General features: G+C 64.1%; 13 protein-coding genes and 1 pseudogene. 3 read left to right on the top strand and 11 right to left on the bottom strand.

Features of this window, described 5'->3' with window-relative positions:
• Window positions 1–419: 419 nt before the first annotated feature.
• A complete protein-coding gene (locus tag VSX60_RS20605; protein WP_327626130.1) occupies window positions 420–1,796 on the bottom strand; it encodes an Nramp family divalent metal transporter in 1,377 nt (458 codons plus the stop codon).
• Window positions 1,797–1,990: 194 nt separating this feature from the next.
• Entirely contained in the window at window positions 1,991–2,425 is a 435-nt protein-coding gene (locus VSX60_RS20600) for an OsmC family protein (protein ID WP_327626129.1), read from the bottom strand.
• Window positions 2,426–2,673: 248 nt separating this feature from the next.
• On the opposite strand from VSX60_RS20600, the gene VSX60_RS20595 reads away from it, so the two are divergent.
• The 3 genes from VSX60_RS20595 (at window position 2,674) to VSX60_RS20585 (ending at window position 5,106) form a co-directional block, all read left to right on the top strand.
• Entirely contained in the window at window positions 2,674–3,627 is a 954-nt protein-coding gene (locus VSX60_RS20595; protein ID WP_327626128.1) for a tyrosine recombinase XerC, read from the top strand.
• 92 nt (window positions 3,628–3,719) lie between these two features.
• The gene (locus tag VSX60_RS20590) at window positions 3,720–4,781 is read left to right on the top strand and encodes a TraB/GumN family protein (RefSeq protein ID WP_327626127.1); all 1,062 of its coding nucleotides are present in this window, start codon (window positions 3,720–3,722) and stop codon (window positions 4,779–4,781) included.
• 139 nt (window positions 4,782–4,920) lie between these two features.
• Entirely contained in the window at window positions 4,921–5,106 is a 186-nt protein-coding gene (locus VSX60_RS20585) for a hypothetical protein (RefSeq protein ID WP_327626126.1), read from the top strand.
• A gap of 111 nt (window positions 5,107–5,217) precedes the next feature.
• On the opposite strand, the gene lpdA is transcribed toward VSX60_RS20585, so the two are convergent.
• The 9 genes and pseudogenes from lpdA to sucC all read right to left on the bottom strand — a co-directional run.
• Window positions 5,218–6,627: a dihydrolipoyl dehydrogenase gene (gene lpdA / locus VSX60_RS20580; protein WP_327626125.1), complete on the bottom strand. Its 1,410-nt coding sequence runs from the start codon at window positions 6,625–6,627 to the stop codon at window positions 5,218–5,220.
• 27 nt (window positions 6,628–6,654) lie between these two features.
• Window positions 6,655–7,074, bottom strand: coding sequence for an MAPEG family protein (locus tag VSX60_RS20575; RefSeq protein WP_327626124.1), 420 nt, complete (start codon window positions 7,072–7,074; stop codon window positions 6,655–6,657).
• Entirely contained in the window at window positions 7,071–7,829 is a 759-nt protein-coding gene (locus tag VSX60_RS20570; protein ID WP_327626123.1) for an SDR family oxidoreductase, read from the bottom strand. Before VSX60_RS20570 ends, VSX60_RS20575 begins: the two co-directional genes overlap by 4 nt.
• 16 nt (window positions 7,830–7,845) lie before the next feature.
• On the bottom strand, window positions 7,846–8,562 hold the full coding sequence (locus VSX60_RS20565; protein ID WP_327626122.1) for a DUF4241 domain-containing protein: 717 nt from the start codon (window positions 8,560–8,562) through the stop codon (window positions 7,846–7,848).
• A 71-nt stretch (window positions 8,563–8,633) separates the two neighbouring features.
• Window positions 8,634–9,920 (bottom strand): 2-oxoglutarate dehydrogenase complex dihydrolipoyllysine-residue succinyltransferase, encoded by a 1,287-nt coding sequence (odhB, locus tag VSX60_RS20560; protein WP_327626121.1) that lies wholly within the window; start codon window positions 9,918–9,920, stop codon window positions 8,634–8,636.
• A gap of 45 nt (window positions 9,921–9,965) precedes the next feature.
• The gene (locus tag VSX60_RS20555; protein ID WP_327626120.1) at window positions 9,966–12,950 is read right to left on the bottom strand and encodes a 2-oxoglutarate dehydrogenase E1 component; all 2,985 of its coding nucleotides are present in this window, start codon (window positions 12,948–12,950) and stop codon (window positions 9,966–9,968) included.
• Between the two features lie 167 nt (window positions 12,951–13,117).
• Entirely contained in the window at window positions 13,118–14,029 is a 912-nt protein-coding gene (gene sucD, locus VSX60_RS20550; protein WP_327626119.1) for a succinate--CoA ligase subunit alpha, read from the bottom strand.
• Between the two features lie 243 nt (window positions 14,030–14,272).
• On the bottom strand, window positions 14,273–14,911 hold the full coding sequence (locus VSX60_RS20545) for a hypothetical protein (protein ID WP_327626118.1): 639 nt from the start codon (window positions 14,909–14,911) through the stop codon (window positions 14,273–14,275).
• Window positions 14,912–14,917: 6 nt separating this feature from the next.
• Window positions 14,918–15,237 (bottom strand): annotated as a pseudogene (gene sucC / locus VSX60_RS20540) (succinate--CoA ligase subunit beta); the annotation flags it as partial.

Below are 15,237 nucleotides of genomic sequence, written 5' to 3'. Positions count from 1 at the left end.
CTCATGGATGCCTCGTAACCGAAAAGGAAATCGGCACGAAACTCCACGCAGACTTACCGCCGCCCACGCTTCTCTTTCTTCTCAATATCAAATTGTCAAAGATCACGGCGAAAACTTCGCCGTCGGGCCGGTCGACGCTGTGCGCCTCGAGTGACCCTGAAGAACGACCGTGACCGGTCTGCCTTCTGATTGTTTCCGACTGCCTGACACCAGAGCAAACCCAAGGGCTCGCCGGCGGCGTCTTCGCCGTCGATGAGTGGCTTATAGGCGGTCCCGGCTTTTGGAGTCAACAGTCGATTTGCGAAAAAATGCACTGCAGCAAAATTTCCTGAAATCGCCGCAAACCCCTGCTTACCGGCCTTCCCTGACGTCATCCGGTCGTCACATCGCAGAGCGTCGGCAAGGCCGCCCACCGCCGGTCACGCCCCGAGGGCGAGGAAATCCGTAACCAGCTTGACGTTCAATCCGACGATCAGCACCGCGATCACGACAGCAAGCGCCAGCACCCAGACAGGCGCCCGGAAATCCCCCATCTTGCGCCGGTCACTGGAGAACATCACCAGCGGCACCACCGCGAAGGGCAGTTGCAGCGACAAGATCACCTGGCTGAGGACGAGCAACTCCGCGGCGCCGCGTTCGCCATAGATGACGATGATTGCCGCCGCCGGAACGATCGCCAGCCCGCGGGTGATCAGCCGCCGCGCCACCAGCGGCAGCCGCAGCCGCAAGAATCCCTGCATGACGATCTGCCCGGCCATCGTGGCGGTCACCGTCGACGCCAGACCCGAGGCGAGCAGCGCCACGGCAAACAGGATCGGCGCGATCGAGGCCCCCAGAAGCGGTGCCAGCAGGGCGTGCGCGTCGGTGAGATCCTCCACTACGCCGGCCCCGCGATCGTAAAAGGCGGCCGCAGCGAGAATCAGGATCGATGCGTTGACCAGCAGCGCGAACCCCAGCGCGAAGGTCGAATCCAGCGTCGCGAACCGGATCGCCTCGCGCTTGCCGGCCGTGTCCTGACGATAAGCCCGGGTCTGGACGATACCGGTATGCAGATAGAGATTGTGCGGCATCACCGTCGCGCCGAGGATCCCGAGCGCCAGATAGAGCATCCGGTCGTTGGTGACGATTTCCGGCGTCGGCAGGAAACCACCCAGAATCGCGGCGATCGACGGCTCGGCGAGGATCAGCTGGCCGACGAAGCAGGCCGCGATGACCAGGATCATCGTGACGATGAACGCCTCGACCCAGCGAAATCCCCGCGATTGCAGATAGAGGATCAAAAAGACATCGAGCGCGGTGATGACCACGCCCCAGACCAGCGGCAGGCCAAACAACAGCTGCAGTCCGATGGCCGTCCCGATGACCTCGGCAAGGTCCGTGGCGATGATCGCCAGTTCCGCCAGCACCCACAAGCCATAGGCGACGGGCCTGGGAAAGGCATCCCGACAAGCCTGGGCGAGATCGCGCCCGGTGGCGATGGCAAACCGCGCGCACAGCGCCTGCAACAGGATCGCCATCAGCGACGACAACAGCACGGCGGTCAGCAGGGTGTAGCCGAACTCCGAGCCACCGGCGATCGAGGTCGCCCAGTTGCCCGGGTCCATGTAGCCGACGGCGACGAGAAAGCCCGGCCCGAGAAAAGCGGCGAACTTGCGCAGGAACCCGGCGCCATGGGCGACATCGACCGTACGATGCGATTCCACGAGGGACGGTTCCCCGACCGGTTCCTTGAACCCGTCGAACAGTCGATCGTCGCCGCGACCCGCGCCACCGGTCGCCTCACCCTGCGTGTTCATCAAAGCCCCGAAAGCCGTTCGCGGCTCCGATGGCAGCCGACAAACGCCAATCTAGTGCCATCGCGCCTGATTTGCGACCATATCGCTGGGACGTGGCTGCGGTTCGCTGTAACCCGCCGGGCCGCGGAACCGGCCCTGCAATGCGAATGGCCCGCGCTACGCACGGGCCGTTGATCTCGAATAGGGATCGAGGCTCAGACGAGCTTGGCGTCCAGCGTCACCGTGATCGCACCGAGTGCCTTGGATACGGGACAACCGGTTTTCGCCTGCTCTGCCAATTCATCGAATTTGGCCTTGTCGATGCCAGGGACCTTGGCCTCGAGGGTGATGGCGCTCTGCTTGATCTCGAAGCCGGCCGCGACCTGTTCGACATTGACGACGGATGTCGCCTTCAGCTCGTCCGCAGGCGTGCCGTTCTCGGCGAGGAAATGCGACAGCTGCATGGCGAAGCAGCCGGCATGGGCCGCTGCCAGCAGCTCCTCGGGATTGGTGCCGGATTTGCCGCTCTCGTCCTCGAACCGGGCCTTGAACGAATAGCCGTGATCGCTGAGGGCGCCGGACTGGGTGGTGATTGCGCCGGTGCCGTCGCCGAGTGCGCCCTTCCAGATTGCAGTGGCATGACGTTTCATGGGAATCTCCTTCGATGGAAAAGGGTCGGCGTCTTGCTCCGCAAGGCTGCCGAGGAAATGGCTAGTGCCGGTCGCGACCAAACAAGGGCGCGGGGGGCGGCATCGACAAGGAAACCCGGATCGGGCCAATGGGGTTCCGAGAACGAAGCGTTCACCTTGATCGTGGATGCTGGCGGAACGGTTCCAGTGCCTGGCGGTGTTGATTCGACCAGGATGTTTCTCACGAGAAGTGACGCGGGAAAGCGACGATGAGTCAGACGGTTCTTGTCCATGCCACCAAGCCCCTGCTGGCCGAAAAGGCCGCCTGGCTGACGGTGCTGGCCGAGGAGCGCCGTACCAGCCGTCACACGCTCGCCGCTTATGAGCGCGATCTGCGCCAGTTCCTAGTTTTCCTCACCGGCTACAACGCCCGCCCCGCCGATCTCGGCGATCTCGCCGACCTGAAGACCGCCGAACTGCGCGGCTTTCTCGCCGCGCGCCGCCGCGACGGCGCCGGCGCCAAGACTCTCGGCCGCGGTCTTGCCGGGATTCGCTCCTTCATCCGGCATCTGGAAAAGAAGGGGCTCGCCTCCTCCGCCGGCGCCAAGGCGATGCGCGCACCGAAGCAGCCGAGGTCGCTGCCGCGTCCGCTGAGTATCCCCGATGCGAAAGCCGTCACCGAGGATGCCGGAGCCTTCGCCGCCGAGCCCTGGATTGCCGCCCGCGACGTCGCCGTGCTGACACTTCTCTACGGCTGTGGGCTGCGTATCTCGGAAGCGCTGGCGCTGCCCGGCGACGCACTCAGTGATCCGACCGCCCGGTCGATGCCCATCGCCGGCAAGGGCGGCAAGACGCGACTCGTGCCGCTGCTTCCCGCCGTGCTCGAGGCGGTGGCCGAATACCGTCGCCTGTGCCCCTATGCCTTGCACCCGAACGAGGCCTTGTTTCGCGGCGTCCGTGGCGGCCCCTTGAAGCCGCAGATCATCCAGCGCGCCATGGCGCGGCTCAGGGGCGGCCTCGGCCTGCCCGAATCGGCGACGCCGCATGCGCTGCGGCACTCCTTCGCCACCCATCTGTTGTCGGCCGGTGGGGATCTCAGAACGATTCAGGACCTTCTCGGCCATGCCAGCCTGTCGACCACGCAGAACTACACCGCCGTCGATTCGGCCCGGCTCCTGTCGATCTATGACGGGGCCCACCCGCGTGCGCGCCACCGCGCCTGATCGGTCGGAGTGAAAACCCTGAGAGATTCAGGCTTTGGTCGTAATTCCCCCCTAGACTGCGCAGTTCTTGCGAGGGAGTTCATCAGCCGCCCATGACCGGCCCTATCGACCGCTTCGACCGTTACGCGACGATCCTCTTCCGGCTTTGCCTCACGCTGCCCGGCATCGTCTTGGCGTTTCTGATCGTCGGTATCCTGACCGCAGACGCGGCGGAGCCGGATGCCTGCAACGGCCGCGATCTCCGCCCCGCCCTGCGGGCAGAGGGCAAACTCGCGGGCGTCGAGGCAAAGGCGGCAGCGGTCCCCAACGGCGCCGGTAAACTGTTTCGCGTCGAGCGGGCCGGCCTCGCGCCGTCCCATCTGTTCGGCACCATCCATCTCACCGATCCGCGCGTTCTCGCCCTGCCGTCGCCGGCCGAAAACGCCTTTACCGCGTCCGAGCGCCTAGTCATCGAGACGACAGATGTCCTCGATCCGGTCAAGGCCGCCGCCGCCTTTTTCGCCCATCCGGAGCTGATCAACCTTCCCAAGGGCCAGACCCTCGCCGATCTGGTCGATTCGCAAGAGCAGGCCAAGCTCGAAACGGCGCTGGCAGCCAAGGGGATTCCGTTCCAGTCGATCCAGACCCTGCAGCCGTGGTTCACCTCCATGAGCCTGATGCTGCCGGCCTGCGAAGCGGCGCGGAAAAAGGGCGGCGCCTCGGTCCTCGACGTCCGGCTCGCCGAGCGCGCCATCGCCGCCGGCAAGCCGGTCGAAGGACTGGAATCCTCCGAGGAGCAGCTCCGCGCCCTCGCTTCCCTCTCGACCGATCTCCAGGTCGACAGCCTTCTGGCGACGATCGATCTCCAGGATCGTATGCCAGATGTCATGGAGACCATGCTGGCGCTTTATCGCGAGGGAAAGATCGCAACGATCATGCCGGCGATCGAGGCCGCGGTGCCGGATGGCGGCATCCTCGTCGGCGCCGGCAAGGGCTACGCCGAGTTCGAAGAGCGCGTCGTCACCGAACGCAACCATCGCATGGCCGAGAGGATGCGGCCGATGCTGGAAAAAGGCGGCGCCTTCGTCGCCACCGGCGCCCTGCATCTTCCCGGCGAGGACGGCATCGTCGCGTTGCTTCGCAAGGCGGGCTGGACCGTCACGCGGGCCGACTGACGCAGCTGGGGTGGCCTCCCGCAACAGCTCAGGCGAGTCTTCGGCGTATGAGGCCCCGTCAGGCGCACCATCGTCGACTTGTTGGACGAGACCGACCAGCGTACGCTTCCTTGTCGAAACAGCCAAGGAGTGCCTGCGCATGAGATCCTTACTCGCTGTGACCATGAGCCTCGGGCTTTTCGCCGCCGCGACCGGCGGCGCAATGGCGCAATGCGCGTCCCACCAGGATACCGTGGCCGAGGCGCCGATGACGCCCATCGTCACCGCCGACACCACCGGCACGGACACAAGCACCGTGGTGAAGGAGGCCGACAAGAAGGGCTGAACCCAGCCTCATCGTCTTACAGAAAGACCCGGTCGCTGACGCGCCGGGCTTTTTTCTTGTCGATGTTTCACGTGGAACATCACGTCGGACGGCTTTTTCGCCGCCGTCCCGTCACACGTGAATCGGCTTGGCGAAGGCCGCGAAGGCCGCCTCGCGCATCGCCTCGGACAGGGTCGGATGCGCGTGCGAGGTGCGGGCGAGATCCTCCGACGAACCGCCGAACTCCATCAACAGCGCCGCTTCCGCGATCATGTCGCCGGCGCCCGCGCCGAGGATGTGGCAGCCCAGCGCCCGATCGGTCTTGGCGTCGACGAGGAATTTGACGAATCCGTCGGTCTTGAGCATCGCCCGGGCGCGGCCATTGGCCATGAACGGGAACTTGCCGACCCGGTATTCGATGCCGGCCTCTTTCAGCTCCTCCTCGGTTTTGCCGACGGAGGCGACCTCGGGCGAGGTGTAGACCACCGAAGGAATCGCGTCGTAGTTCACATGGCCGACCTGCCCGGCGAGTTGCTCGGCCAGTGCCACGCCCTCGTCCTCGGCCTTGTGGGCGAGCATCGCGCCCTTCACCACATCGCCGATCGCGTAGATGCCCGCGATGTTGGTGGCGAAATGCCCATCGATCTCGACCCGGCCGCGATCATCGAGCTTGACCCCCGCCTCTTCCAGTCCGAGCCCCTCCGTATAGGGCTTGCGGCCAGTGGCGACGAGCACGACGTCCGCCGAGAGCGTTTCCGCTTCGCCGCCCTTGACCGGCTCGAAGCTGACGCTGGCGCCCTTGTCGGTCTTCTCGACGCCGGTGACCTTGGCGCCGAGGCGGAACGCGATGCCCTGTTTGGCGAGCAGCTTCTGGAAGGCCTTGGAGACCTCGCCGTCCATCGGCCCCAGCACCTTGTCGAGATATTCGACGACGGTCACCTTGGCGCCAAGCCGCGCCCAGACCGAGCCGAGCTCAAGGCCGATCACGCCGCCGCCGACGACGACCATCGTTTCCGGCACCTTTTCCAGCGCGATCGCCTCGTCGGAGGAGACGATCGTTTCGCTGTCGAAGGTGAGTTCGACGCCCGGTATGCCGGCGACGGCCGAGCCGGTGGCGATGCAGATCGCCTTGGCCGACAGGGTATCGGTCGAACCGTCCTCCTTGGTCACCTCGACTTCGCCGGCCGCTTTGATGCGTCCGGTGCCGATGACCCCGGTGATCTTGTTCTTCTTGAACAGGAAGGCGATGCCGTCGACATTGGCCTTCACCGTCTTGTCCTTGTGGCCGAGCATCGCCGCAAGATCGAGCTTCGGCTCGACCGAAATGCCGAGTTCGGCGAAGGAATGGCCGGCCTCGGCGAACATCTCGGAGGCGTAGAGCAGCGCCTTCGACGGGATGCAGCCGACATTGAGGCAGGTGCCGCCATAGGTCTTGCGCTTTTCGACGACGGCGACCTTGAGGCCGAGCTGCGCCGCCTTGATGGCGCAGACATAGCCGCCGGGTCCCGAGCCGATGACGACGAGGTCGAAGGTGGCAGACATATTGCACTCTTTGCTAGCTGGGAGGCGCTACAGAACAAGGCCCCAAAGTAGGATGACGATGCCCGTGGCGGAGACGCCGAAGAGCGCCGAACGCAGCCACGGGATTCCGGAAAGATACGCCGGGACATATGCGACCCGGCCCCAGAAATAAAGGCCGGCGCCGATGCCAGTCCATCCATCAGCAGAGCCGGTCACTTCAACCGCGAGAACCAGCGCGGCAAAGGCCGGAAAGGTCTCGCGGAAATTTCGATAGGCCCGATCCGCCCGGGCCGCCATCCCGCTCGGGCGGATGGCCGCGTCGCGTGGGCCGGCATTGTAGGGCACGCCGGTCTGGGCGAGCATCAGTCCGCCCTGCAACGCCATGTGGACGAACAGGAGTCCAACGGCGAGGACGAGGTAGGCCATCTCGACGCTGAGTGACGGAATGAGCGCACTTGCCGTACTCACGGCAGGATCGACCGGCCACCGGAGACGTCGATGATCGTGCCGGTCGAATAGGACGCCTCGTCCGAGAGTAGCCAGAGGATCGCCTTGGCCACCTCCTCGGCGGTGCCGGCCCGCTGCATCGGCAGGGTCGGCGCGATTTCCTCGACCCGGTCGGGTTCGCCGCCCGAGGCGTGAATGTCGGTCGCGATGATGCCGGGCCGAACCGCGGTGACGCGGATACCCTCGCCGGCGAGTTCCTTGGCGAGGCCGACGGTAAAGGTGTCGATCGCACCCTTCGACGCGGCATAGTCGACCCGACTGCCGCCGAGGCCGAGCTTGGCCGCCGCTGAGGACAGATTGACGATCGCCCCGCCCTTTCCGCCGCGCGCCGTCGACATGCGCTTTGCCGCCTCGCGGGCGCAGAGAAAGCTGCCGATGACGTTGATCCGGAACATCCGGTCGAGCCGGTCCGCGCTCATCTCGGCGACCGGCGCGACGGCGTCGACGACGCCGGCATTGTTGACCAGCGCCGCCAGCGGCCCGAGCTTGTCGGCGGCTGCGAACAGCGCGACGATGTCGGCTTCCACGCCGACGTCGCCCTTGACCGCGATCGCGGTGCCGCCAGCCGCTTCGATCTCCGCGACAACAGAATTCGCCGCCGCCTCGTTCGACGAATAGTTGACGACGACGGCATAGCCGGCCTTGGCGCCGAGCCGCGCGGTGGCGGCGCCGATCCCGCGCGACCCGCCGGTTACGATCATCACGCGTTCAGTCATTCATGGCCTCCAGCACTTACTCGCCTGTCCCGCTTGTCGACAAAGCAGGTTCTTGTCGCGGACTTGTCTGCGGCGCACGCGAGCGCCATCCGTCCTCCATGATGCCAAAGCTCGTCACTAGCCTGGCTATCGAGCCTGTCGCATCCATGCCCCAATAGGATCTGTACGTACCGTCGCCATCACCGCTATCGAATACCGCCGCATTCATTCCGCTTTGCTCGTCAAAGCACTGCTCACCGTAGGGTGAGCAACAGAAAAGATCTTCCAGCATTGCGTCGATCTGATCGTTACTGGCCTCGGACAGATCAAGAAATGGACGCAGGGCAGCGTCGCAGAAGCACCCTTTTGCCGAGTCCACGCTGTAGCCGTCACGAGCGTAGGACCCGGTGTCCTCGAACCGGGCGAGCTGCCAGGTCTCTACCCGGCGGCGGCCGAACCTGAGTTCCGCCATTACTACGGTACCCAGCGACACATACTCGCGGTGGTCGTAGAGATAGACATAGGCGGGATATCGGCCCGGACGGATGTTGTGGACGAAGCAAGGCGCCGTCTGAGGATCGACAATAGGATCGCACGCGAGAATCCGGCCGGTGGGGCATTGCAGCACGCACACCTCAAATCGAGTGATGCGGCGACGAGCAAGGGCGCTCGGGAAAAGGCTGGTGAGACGTAACACGCGCCGTGTCGCTTCGTTCGGTTCGCCCAATTCTCCAGCGACGTCGGTCACCTTCATCCCCCGAGCTCGCACCCCATATCAGCAATTGATTCGCCGCCTTAGTATTGCCGGAGCCCTCAGCTTCCTTCCTAAAGATCCAGCACCAGCCGCTCGGGGTCTTCCAGGCTGTCCTTGACCCGCACGAGGAAGGTCACCGCCTCCTTGCCGTCGACGATCCGGTGATCGTAGCTGAGCGCCAGATACATCATCGGCCGGATCACCACTTGGCCGCCGATCGCCACCGGCCGCTCCTGGATCTTGTGCATGCCGAGAATGCCGGACTGCGGCGCATTGAGGATCGGCGTCGACATCAAGGAGCCGTAGACGCCGCCATTCGAGATGGTGAAGGTGCCGCCCTGCATGTCGGAGACGGTGAGCTTGCCGTCGCGCGCGGAAACGCCGAGCCGGCCGATCTCCTTCTCGATCTCGGCGATGGTCATCTGATCGGCATCGCGCACCACCGGCACGACGAGACCCTTCGGGGTACCGACGGCGACGCCGATATGGGCGTAGTTCTTGTAGACCAGATCAGTACCGTCGATCTCGGCGTTCACCGCCGGAATCTCCTTCAGCGCGTGACAGACGGCCTTGGTAAAGAAGCCCATGAAGCCGAGCTTCACCCCGTGCTTCTTTTCGAACAGATCCTTGTATTTCTTGCGCAGTTCCATGACAGCGGTCATGTCCACCTCGTTGAAGGTGGTCAGCATCGCCGCCGTGTCCTGCGCGTCCTTCAGCCGCCGGGCGATGGTCTGGCGCAGGCGGGTCATTTTGACCCGCTCCTCGCCTGCCACCTCGTCCTGGGAGGACGGGGCGCGGGCGGCCACCGGCTTTTCCTGCGGGCTCGACGGCGCGCCGCGGGCGATCACCTCGAGCACGTCGCCCTTGAGGATCTGGCCGCGCTTGCCGGAGCCATCGACATCGCCGTCACCGAGGCCTTTTTCGGCCATCATCTTCTTGGCCGACGGGGCCGGCGGCATGTCACCCGACGCGGCCTTTTCATCAGCATCGCCACCAGATCTCGACGCATCGCCAGTAGCGCCGCCGCCGAAATCGGCCTTGGTGTCTGCCGCGGCATCCGCCTTGGCCGCCTGGCTCTTCGGCTTTTCGGTCGGCGTCGTCGTCCCGGCGCTCGACCCGGACCCTTCGCCAATGGAGCCGAGGACCGCGCCGACCTCGACCGTCTCGCCCTCCTGGACGACGATATCCTCAAGCACACCGGCCACCGGCGCCGGCACTTCGACGGTCACCTTGTCAGTTTCCAGTTCGGCGATCGTCTCGTCGATCTCGACCCGGTCGCCGGCCTTCTTGAACCATTGGCCAATGGTGGCCTCGGTCACGGATTCACCCAGCGTCGGGACTTTGATTTCGGTGCTCATCGTTCTCTACGTCTTTCGAGGTCCGGTTCGGTCGTGGCGTTCGGTTCAGCCCAGCGCGTCTTCTAGGAAGGCGGCGAGTTGCTTTTGATGGGTCGACATCGTGCCGGTCGCCGGCGAGGCCGCCGCCTGACGGCCGGTGTAGCGCACGCGTCGCTTCTTTGAACCGATATGGTCCAGAACCCATTCGAGGTAAGGGTCGATGAATGACCAGGCGCCCATGTTCTTGGGTTCCTCCTGGCACCAGACCATCTCGGCCTGCTTGAATCGCGACAGTTCGGTGATCAGCGCCTTGGCCGGGAACGGATACAGCTGTTCGAGACGCAACAGGTAGATGTCGTCGATGCCGCGCTTCTCGCGCTCCTCCAGCAGGTCGTAATAGACCTTGCCGGTGCACATCACGACGCGCCGGATCTTGTCGTTCTTCACCAGCTTGATCGGCGAATCCTTGCGCAACTCGGCATCGTCCCAGAGCAGGCGATGGAAGCTCGTGTCGCCCGCCATCTCCGACAGGCTCGAGACCGCCCGCTTGTGGCGCAGCAACGATTTGGGCGTCATCAGGATCAGCGGCTTGCGGAAATCGCGTTTCAGCTGCCGACGCAGGATGTGGAAGTAGTTCGCCGGCGTGGTGACGTTGGCGACCTGCATGTTGTCTTCCGCGCACATCTGGAGGAACCGCTCGAGCCGCGCCGAGGAATGCTCCGGCCCCTGGCCCTCGTAGCCGTGCGGCAACAACAGCACGAGCCCGGACATGCGCAGCCATTTGCGCTCGCCGGACGAAATGAACTGGTCGATGACCACCTGCGCGCCATTGGCGAAGTCGCCGAACTGCGCCTCCCACAGTGTCAGGGCGTTCGGCTCCGACAGCGAGTAGCCATATTCGTAGCCGAGTACGGCTTCCTCCGAGAGCATCGAATTGATGACCTCGTAGATCGCCTGACCCTTGGCGACATGCGCCAGCGGGATGTAGCGGCTCTCGTCCTCCTGATCGTAGAGCACCGAATGGCGCTGGGAGAAGGTGCCGCGTTCGGAATCCTGGCCGGACAGCCGCACCGGATGCCCCTCGGCGACGATCGTGCCGAAGGCCAGCGCCTCGCCGGTCGCCCAGTCGATGCCCTCGCCGGTGTCGATCATCTTGGCGCGGTTGTCGAGGAAGCGCTGGATGGTCTTGTGGACGTTGAAGGTCTTGGGCACCGTCGCCAGCTTGCCGCCGATGTCCTTCAGCGTCTTCAGCGGAACGCCCGTCACGCCCCGGCGCGGCTCCTCGAGCTCCTCCGCCTTGCGCAGGCCGGACCAGGCGCCGTCCAGCCAGTCGGCCTTGTTCGGCAGGTAGCTCTGACCGGCCTCGAACTCTTCCTCGACGATCTTGCGCCATTCCGCCTTGCGAGCGTCGACCTCCTCCTGGCTGACCACCCCGCCTTCGACGAGCCTCTTGGAGTAGATCTCCAGCGTCGTCGGATGCTGGCGGATCGTCTTGTACATGATCGGCTGGGTGAACGCCGGCTCGTCGCCTTCGTTGTGGCCAAAGCGGCGGTAGCAGAACATGTCGATGACGACAGGCTTGTGGAACTTCATCCGGAATTCGGTCGCCACCTTGGCGGCATAGACCACCGCTTCCGGATCGTCGCCATTGACGTGGAAGATCGGCGCCTCGACGGTCTTGGCGACGTCGGACGGGTAGGGCGAGGACCGCGAGAAGCGCGGATTGGTGGTGAAACCGATCTGGTTGTTGATGATGAAGTGCAGCGAGCCGGCGACCCGGTGGCCGCGCAGGCCGGACAGGCCGAAGCATTCGGCCACGACGCCCTGGCCGGCGAAGGCGGCGTCGCCGTGGATCAGCAGCGGCAGGATCTGCGCGCGGGTCTCCAGCGGCACGATCTCGGTCCGGGTGCGGCCGGCGATCTGGTCCTGCTTGGCCCGCGCCTTGCCCATGACGACCGGATTGACGATTTCCAGATGCGACGGGTTGGCGGTCAGCGAGAGATGGACGTTGTTCTGATCGAACTCCCGGTCCGACGAGGCGCCGAGATGGTATTTGACGTCGCCCGAGCCCTCGACGTCCTCCGGCTTGTACGAACCGCCCTTGAACTCATGAAAGATCGCCCGCAGCGGCTTGCCCATCACCTGGCTGAGTACGTTCAGACGGCCGCGATGGGCCATGCCGAAGACGACTTCCTTCAAGCCGAGCTGGCCGCCACGCTTGATGATCTGCTCCAGCGCCGGCAGCAGCGCCTCGCCGCCGTCGAGGCCGAAGCGCTTGGTGCCCTTGTATTTGACGTCGATGAACTTCTCGAAGCCCTCGGCCTCGATCAGCTTGTTGAGGATCGCGCGCTTGCCCTCGGCGGTGAAGGCGATGCCCTTGTCCGGACCCTCGATGCGCTCCTGCAGCCAGCCCTTTTCCTGCGGATTGGAGATGTGCGTGAATTCGACGCCGAGCGTCGAGCAATAGGTCCGCTCGAGGATGTCGACCATCTCGCGGATGGTGGCGAATTCCAGCCCCAAAACGTTGTCGATGTAGATTTTGCGGTCGAAATCGGCCTCGGTGAAACCGTAGGCCTTCGGCGACAATTCGTTGTAATCGTCGTCGGCCGGCTTGGCGATGCCGAGCGGATCGAGCTTGGCGTGCAAATGGCCGCGGGCGCGATAGGCGCGGATCAGCATCAGCGCCCGGACCGAATCCTGCGTCGCCTGGTGGACGGCCGTTCCGGGCAGGTCGACGCCGCTGGTCTGGGCCTTGCTCTTGACCTTTTCCTGGACCTTTGCCTCGATCTGCCCCCAATCCCCATCGAGAGCGGAGACGAGCTCGCCATTCGCCGGGATCGGCCAGTTCGGCTTTTCCCAGGAAGGGCCTTCCGCGCTTTTCAGGACGGCCGAGCGGTCGTCCTTCAGCGCCTTGAAGAAATCGCCCCATTCGTCGGCGACCGAACTGGGGTCGTCCTCGTAGCGGGCGTGCAGATCCTCGATATAGTCGGCGTTGCCGCCGTAGAGGAAGGAGGTAAGCGCGAAGGTTTCGTTCGCTTCAGTGCGTGCCATCTATATCGTCGCGACCCCGTCGTCCGGGTGCCGTCTCCTGTGATCGATCGTTCGGGGAACCGGACCGCCACAGTGACGACCGTACCATGCCTGAACCCTTTGGACTGCGTTTTCGGCGATGCCGTGGCGCGGGAGGTTATCGCGCCGGCTTTTTTTGAACCCCATCGTCAGCCTTTGAGGAGTTCGACGAGGGTTTTGCCGAGCTGGGCCGGGGAGGGCGAGACGCGGATGCCGGCGTCTTCCATCGCCGCGATCTTGTCCTCGGCGCCGCCCTTGCCGCCGGAGACCACCGCCCCGGCATGGCCCATGGTACGGCCCTTCGGCGCCGTGCGCCCGGCAATGAAGCCGACCGTCGGCTTCGAGCGGCCTTTCTTCGCCTCGTCCTTGAGGAACTGCGCCGCCTCTTCCTCGGCCGCGCCGCCGATCTCGCCGATCATGATGATCGACTGGGTTGCGTCGTCGGCCAGGAACAGCTCCAGCATGTCGATGAACTCGGTGCCCTTCACCGGATCGCCGCCGATGCCCACCGCCGTCGTCTGGCCGAGCCCCTCGCTGGTGGTCTGGAACACCGCCTCGTAGGTCAACGTGCCGGAGCGCGAGACGATGCCGACATTGCCCTTTTTAAAGATGTTGCCCGGCATGATGCCGATCTTGCATTCGTTGGGGGTCAGGACGCCGGGGCAGTTCGGCCCGAGCAGCCGCGATTTGGATTTGTCGAGCCTGGCCTTGACCCTGACCATGTCCATCACCGGGATGCCTTCGGTGATGCAGACGATCAGGCCGATCTCGGCGGCGATCGCCTCCTCGATCGCGGCGGCCGCGCCGGCCGGCGGCACGTAGATCACGCTGGCGTCGGCGCCGGTCTTCTCCTTGGCTTCCGCCACCGAGGCGAAGATCGGCAGTTCGACGGCGCGGCCGTTGGCATCGCCCTGCCACGTCTCGCCGCCCTTCTTGGGATGGGTGCCGGCGACCATCTGGGTGCCGTGATAGGCCAGCGCCTGTTCGGTATGGAACGAGCCGGTCTTGCCGGTCAGACCCTGCACGATGATCTTGGTGTTCTTGTCGACGAGGATGGACATGGTGCGAGAAAGTCCTTGTTCTTGTAATGCTATCGTTAAGCCCGATACATGTATTTTCGGGAGAAAGGACCACGCGCCAAACCGGCTTGCGCCTCAGCCTCATCGGCCAAGAGCTTTTCAGCTGTTTCGGCGAGTGACCGTCCGTCTTGCTTCGCCAAAAACTCTAGGCGCTCAAGCGTCTCTTGGGACAATTCAATTGTCAGCGTCTTCCTATTTGTGTTCATCGAACCTGGTCCCGTTCTGCTATTTGGATTCCAGAGTGCGTGAGGACGCTTGTATGTCGTCAGCATTGACCAATTTTGCGCCAGCGCCAGTGGGCATCTCGATGCCAACCGTTCTCCGCACTCGTTTTCCGTAGCGGTCGCGGGAGAATTCAGCAACACAACTACCTTGCCGCTCCTCCCACCTTGTAACGGGATAAAATTCGATGATCTTCCGCAAGATCGCCGCCGGCTCGTACTGCTTACCAAAAACTTTACAACTATCGATTCCGATATCTCCATCCGCGGCAGAAATAGACAGCACAAAGATCGGATCATTGTTATTCAAGGGAGAAACCGACCACGCTTCTTTTCGAAAGGTTTCGCCGCGCGGCGAGTTCGGCAAGAGATCGAGAGCTTCCCCTTCGATTGTTTCCCAGCCCCACAAATGTGCCAAAGAGCGGAAATCCTGAGCGTCGAAATCGGCAAGCAAGCAGCTATTCAAGAAGGCCATCACAAACTGGAAATCATGAAGTTCTGCGCCAGGCGGTGTATCCAGGTATGAAGCGAACTCATCCATGAACGACGGGCTGCACAGAGATCGTCCCTGAGCAAGCACGGGGCCGCCCACAACGCCAAGTGACATAGCGGCAATGAAGGCTGCGTTCAGAAACCGCCTCACGTCCGCTTACCCCACGGCCTTGACGATTTTCTGCGCCGCGTCGTCGAGGTCGTCGGCGGCGGTGATGGCGAGGCCGCTGTCGTTGAGGATCGCCTTGCCCTTGTCGACATTGGTGCCTTCCAGCCGCACCACCAGCGGCACCTTGAGGCCGACTTCCTTGACCGCCGCGACGACGCCCTCGGCGATCACGTCACAGCGCATGATGCCGCCGAAGATGTTGACCAATATGCCTTTGACGTTCGGGTCCGAGGTGATGATCTTGAACGCCTCGGTAACCTTTTCCTTGGTGGCGCCGCCGCCGACGTCGAGGAAGTTCGCCGGCTCCT

This window comes from Aurantimonas sp. A3-2-R12, assembly GCF_036016755.1.
Lineage (GTDB): Bacteria > Pseudomonadota > Alphaproteobacteria > Rhizobiales > Rhizobiaceae > Aurantimonas > Aurantimonas coralicida_A.
Note: the sequence above shows the minus strand (reverse complement) of the source record. Positions and strands in the feature narration are given on the sequence as shown.

Excerpts from the sequence above, each read along its gene's own strand:
- VSX60_RS20570 (WP_327626123.1), bottom strand. The coding sequence starts at position 7,829 with ATGACTGAACGCGTGATGATCGTAACCGGCGGGTCGCGCGGGATCGGC.
- odhB (WP_327626121.1), bottom strand. The coding sequence starts at position 9,920 with ATGAGCACCGAAATCAAAGTCCCGACGCTGGGTGAATCCGTGACCGAG.
- sucD (WP_327626119.1), bottom strand. The coding sequence starts at position 14,029 with ATGTCCATCCTCGTCGACAAGAACACCAAGATCATCGTGCAGGGTCTG.
- VSX60_RS20555 (WP_327626120.1), bottom strand. The coding sequence starts at position 12,950 with ATGGCACGCACTGAAGCGAACGAAACCTTCGCGCTTACCTCCTTCCTC.
- VSX60_RS20600 (WP_327626129.1), bottom strand. The coding sequence starts at position 2,425 with ATGAAACGTCATGCCACTGCAATCTGGAAGGGCGCACTCGGCGACGGC.
- VSX60_RS20585 (WP_327626126.1), top strand. The coding sequence starts at position 4,921 with ATGAGATCCTTACTCGCTGTGACCATGAGCCTCGGGCTTTTCGCCGCC.
- VSX60_RS20565 (WP_327626122.1), bottom strand. The coding sequence starts at position 8,562 with ATGAAGGTGACCGACGTCGCTGGAGAATTGGGCGAACCGAACGAAGCG.
- VSX60_RS20590 (WP_327626127.1), top strand. The coding sequence starts at position 3,720 with ATGACCGGCCCTATCGACCGCTTCGACCGTTACGCGACGATCCTCTTC.
- VSX60_RS20595 (WP_327626128.1), top strand. The coding sequence starts at position 2,674 with ATGAGTCAGACGGTTCTTGTCCATGCCACCAAGCCCCTGCTGGCCGAA.
- VSX60_RS20605 (WP_327626130.1), bottom strand. The coding sequence starts at position 1,796 with ATGAACACGCAGGGTGAGGCGACCGGTGGCGCGGGTCGCGGCGACGAT.
- lpdA (WP_327626125.1), bottom strand. The coding sequence starts at position 6,627 with ATGTCTGCCACCTTCGACCTCGTCGTCATCGGCTCGGGACCCGGCGGC.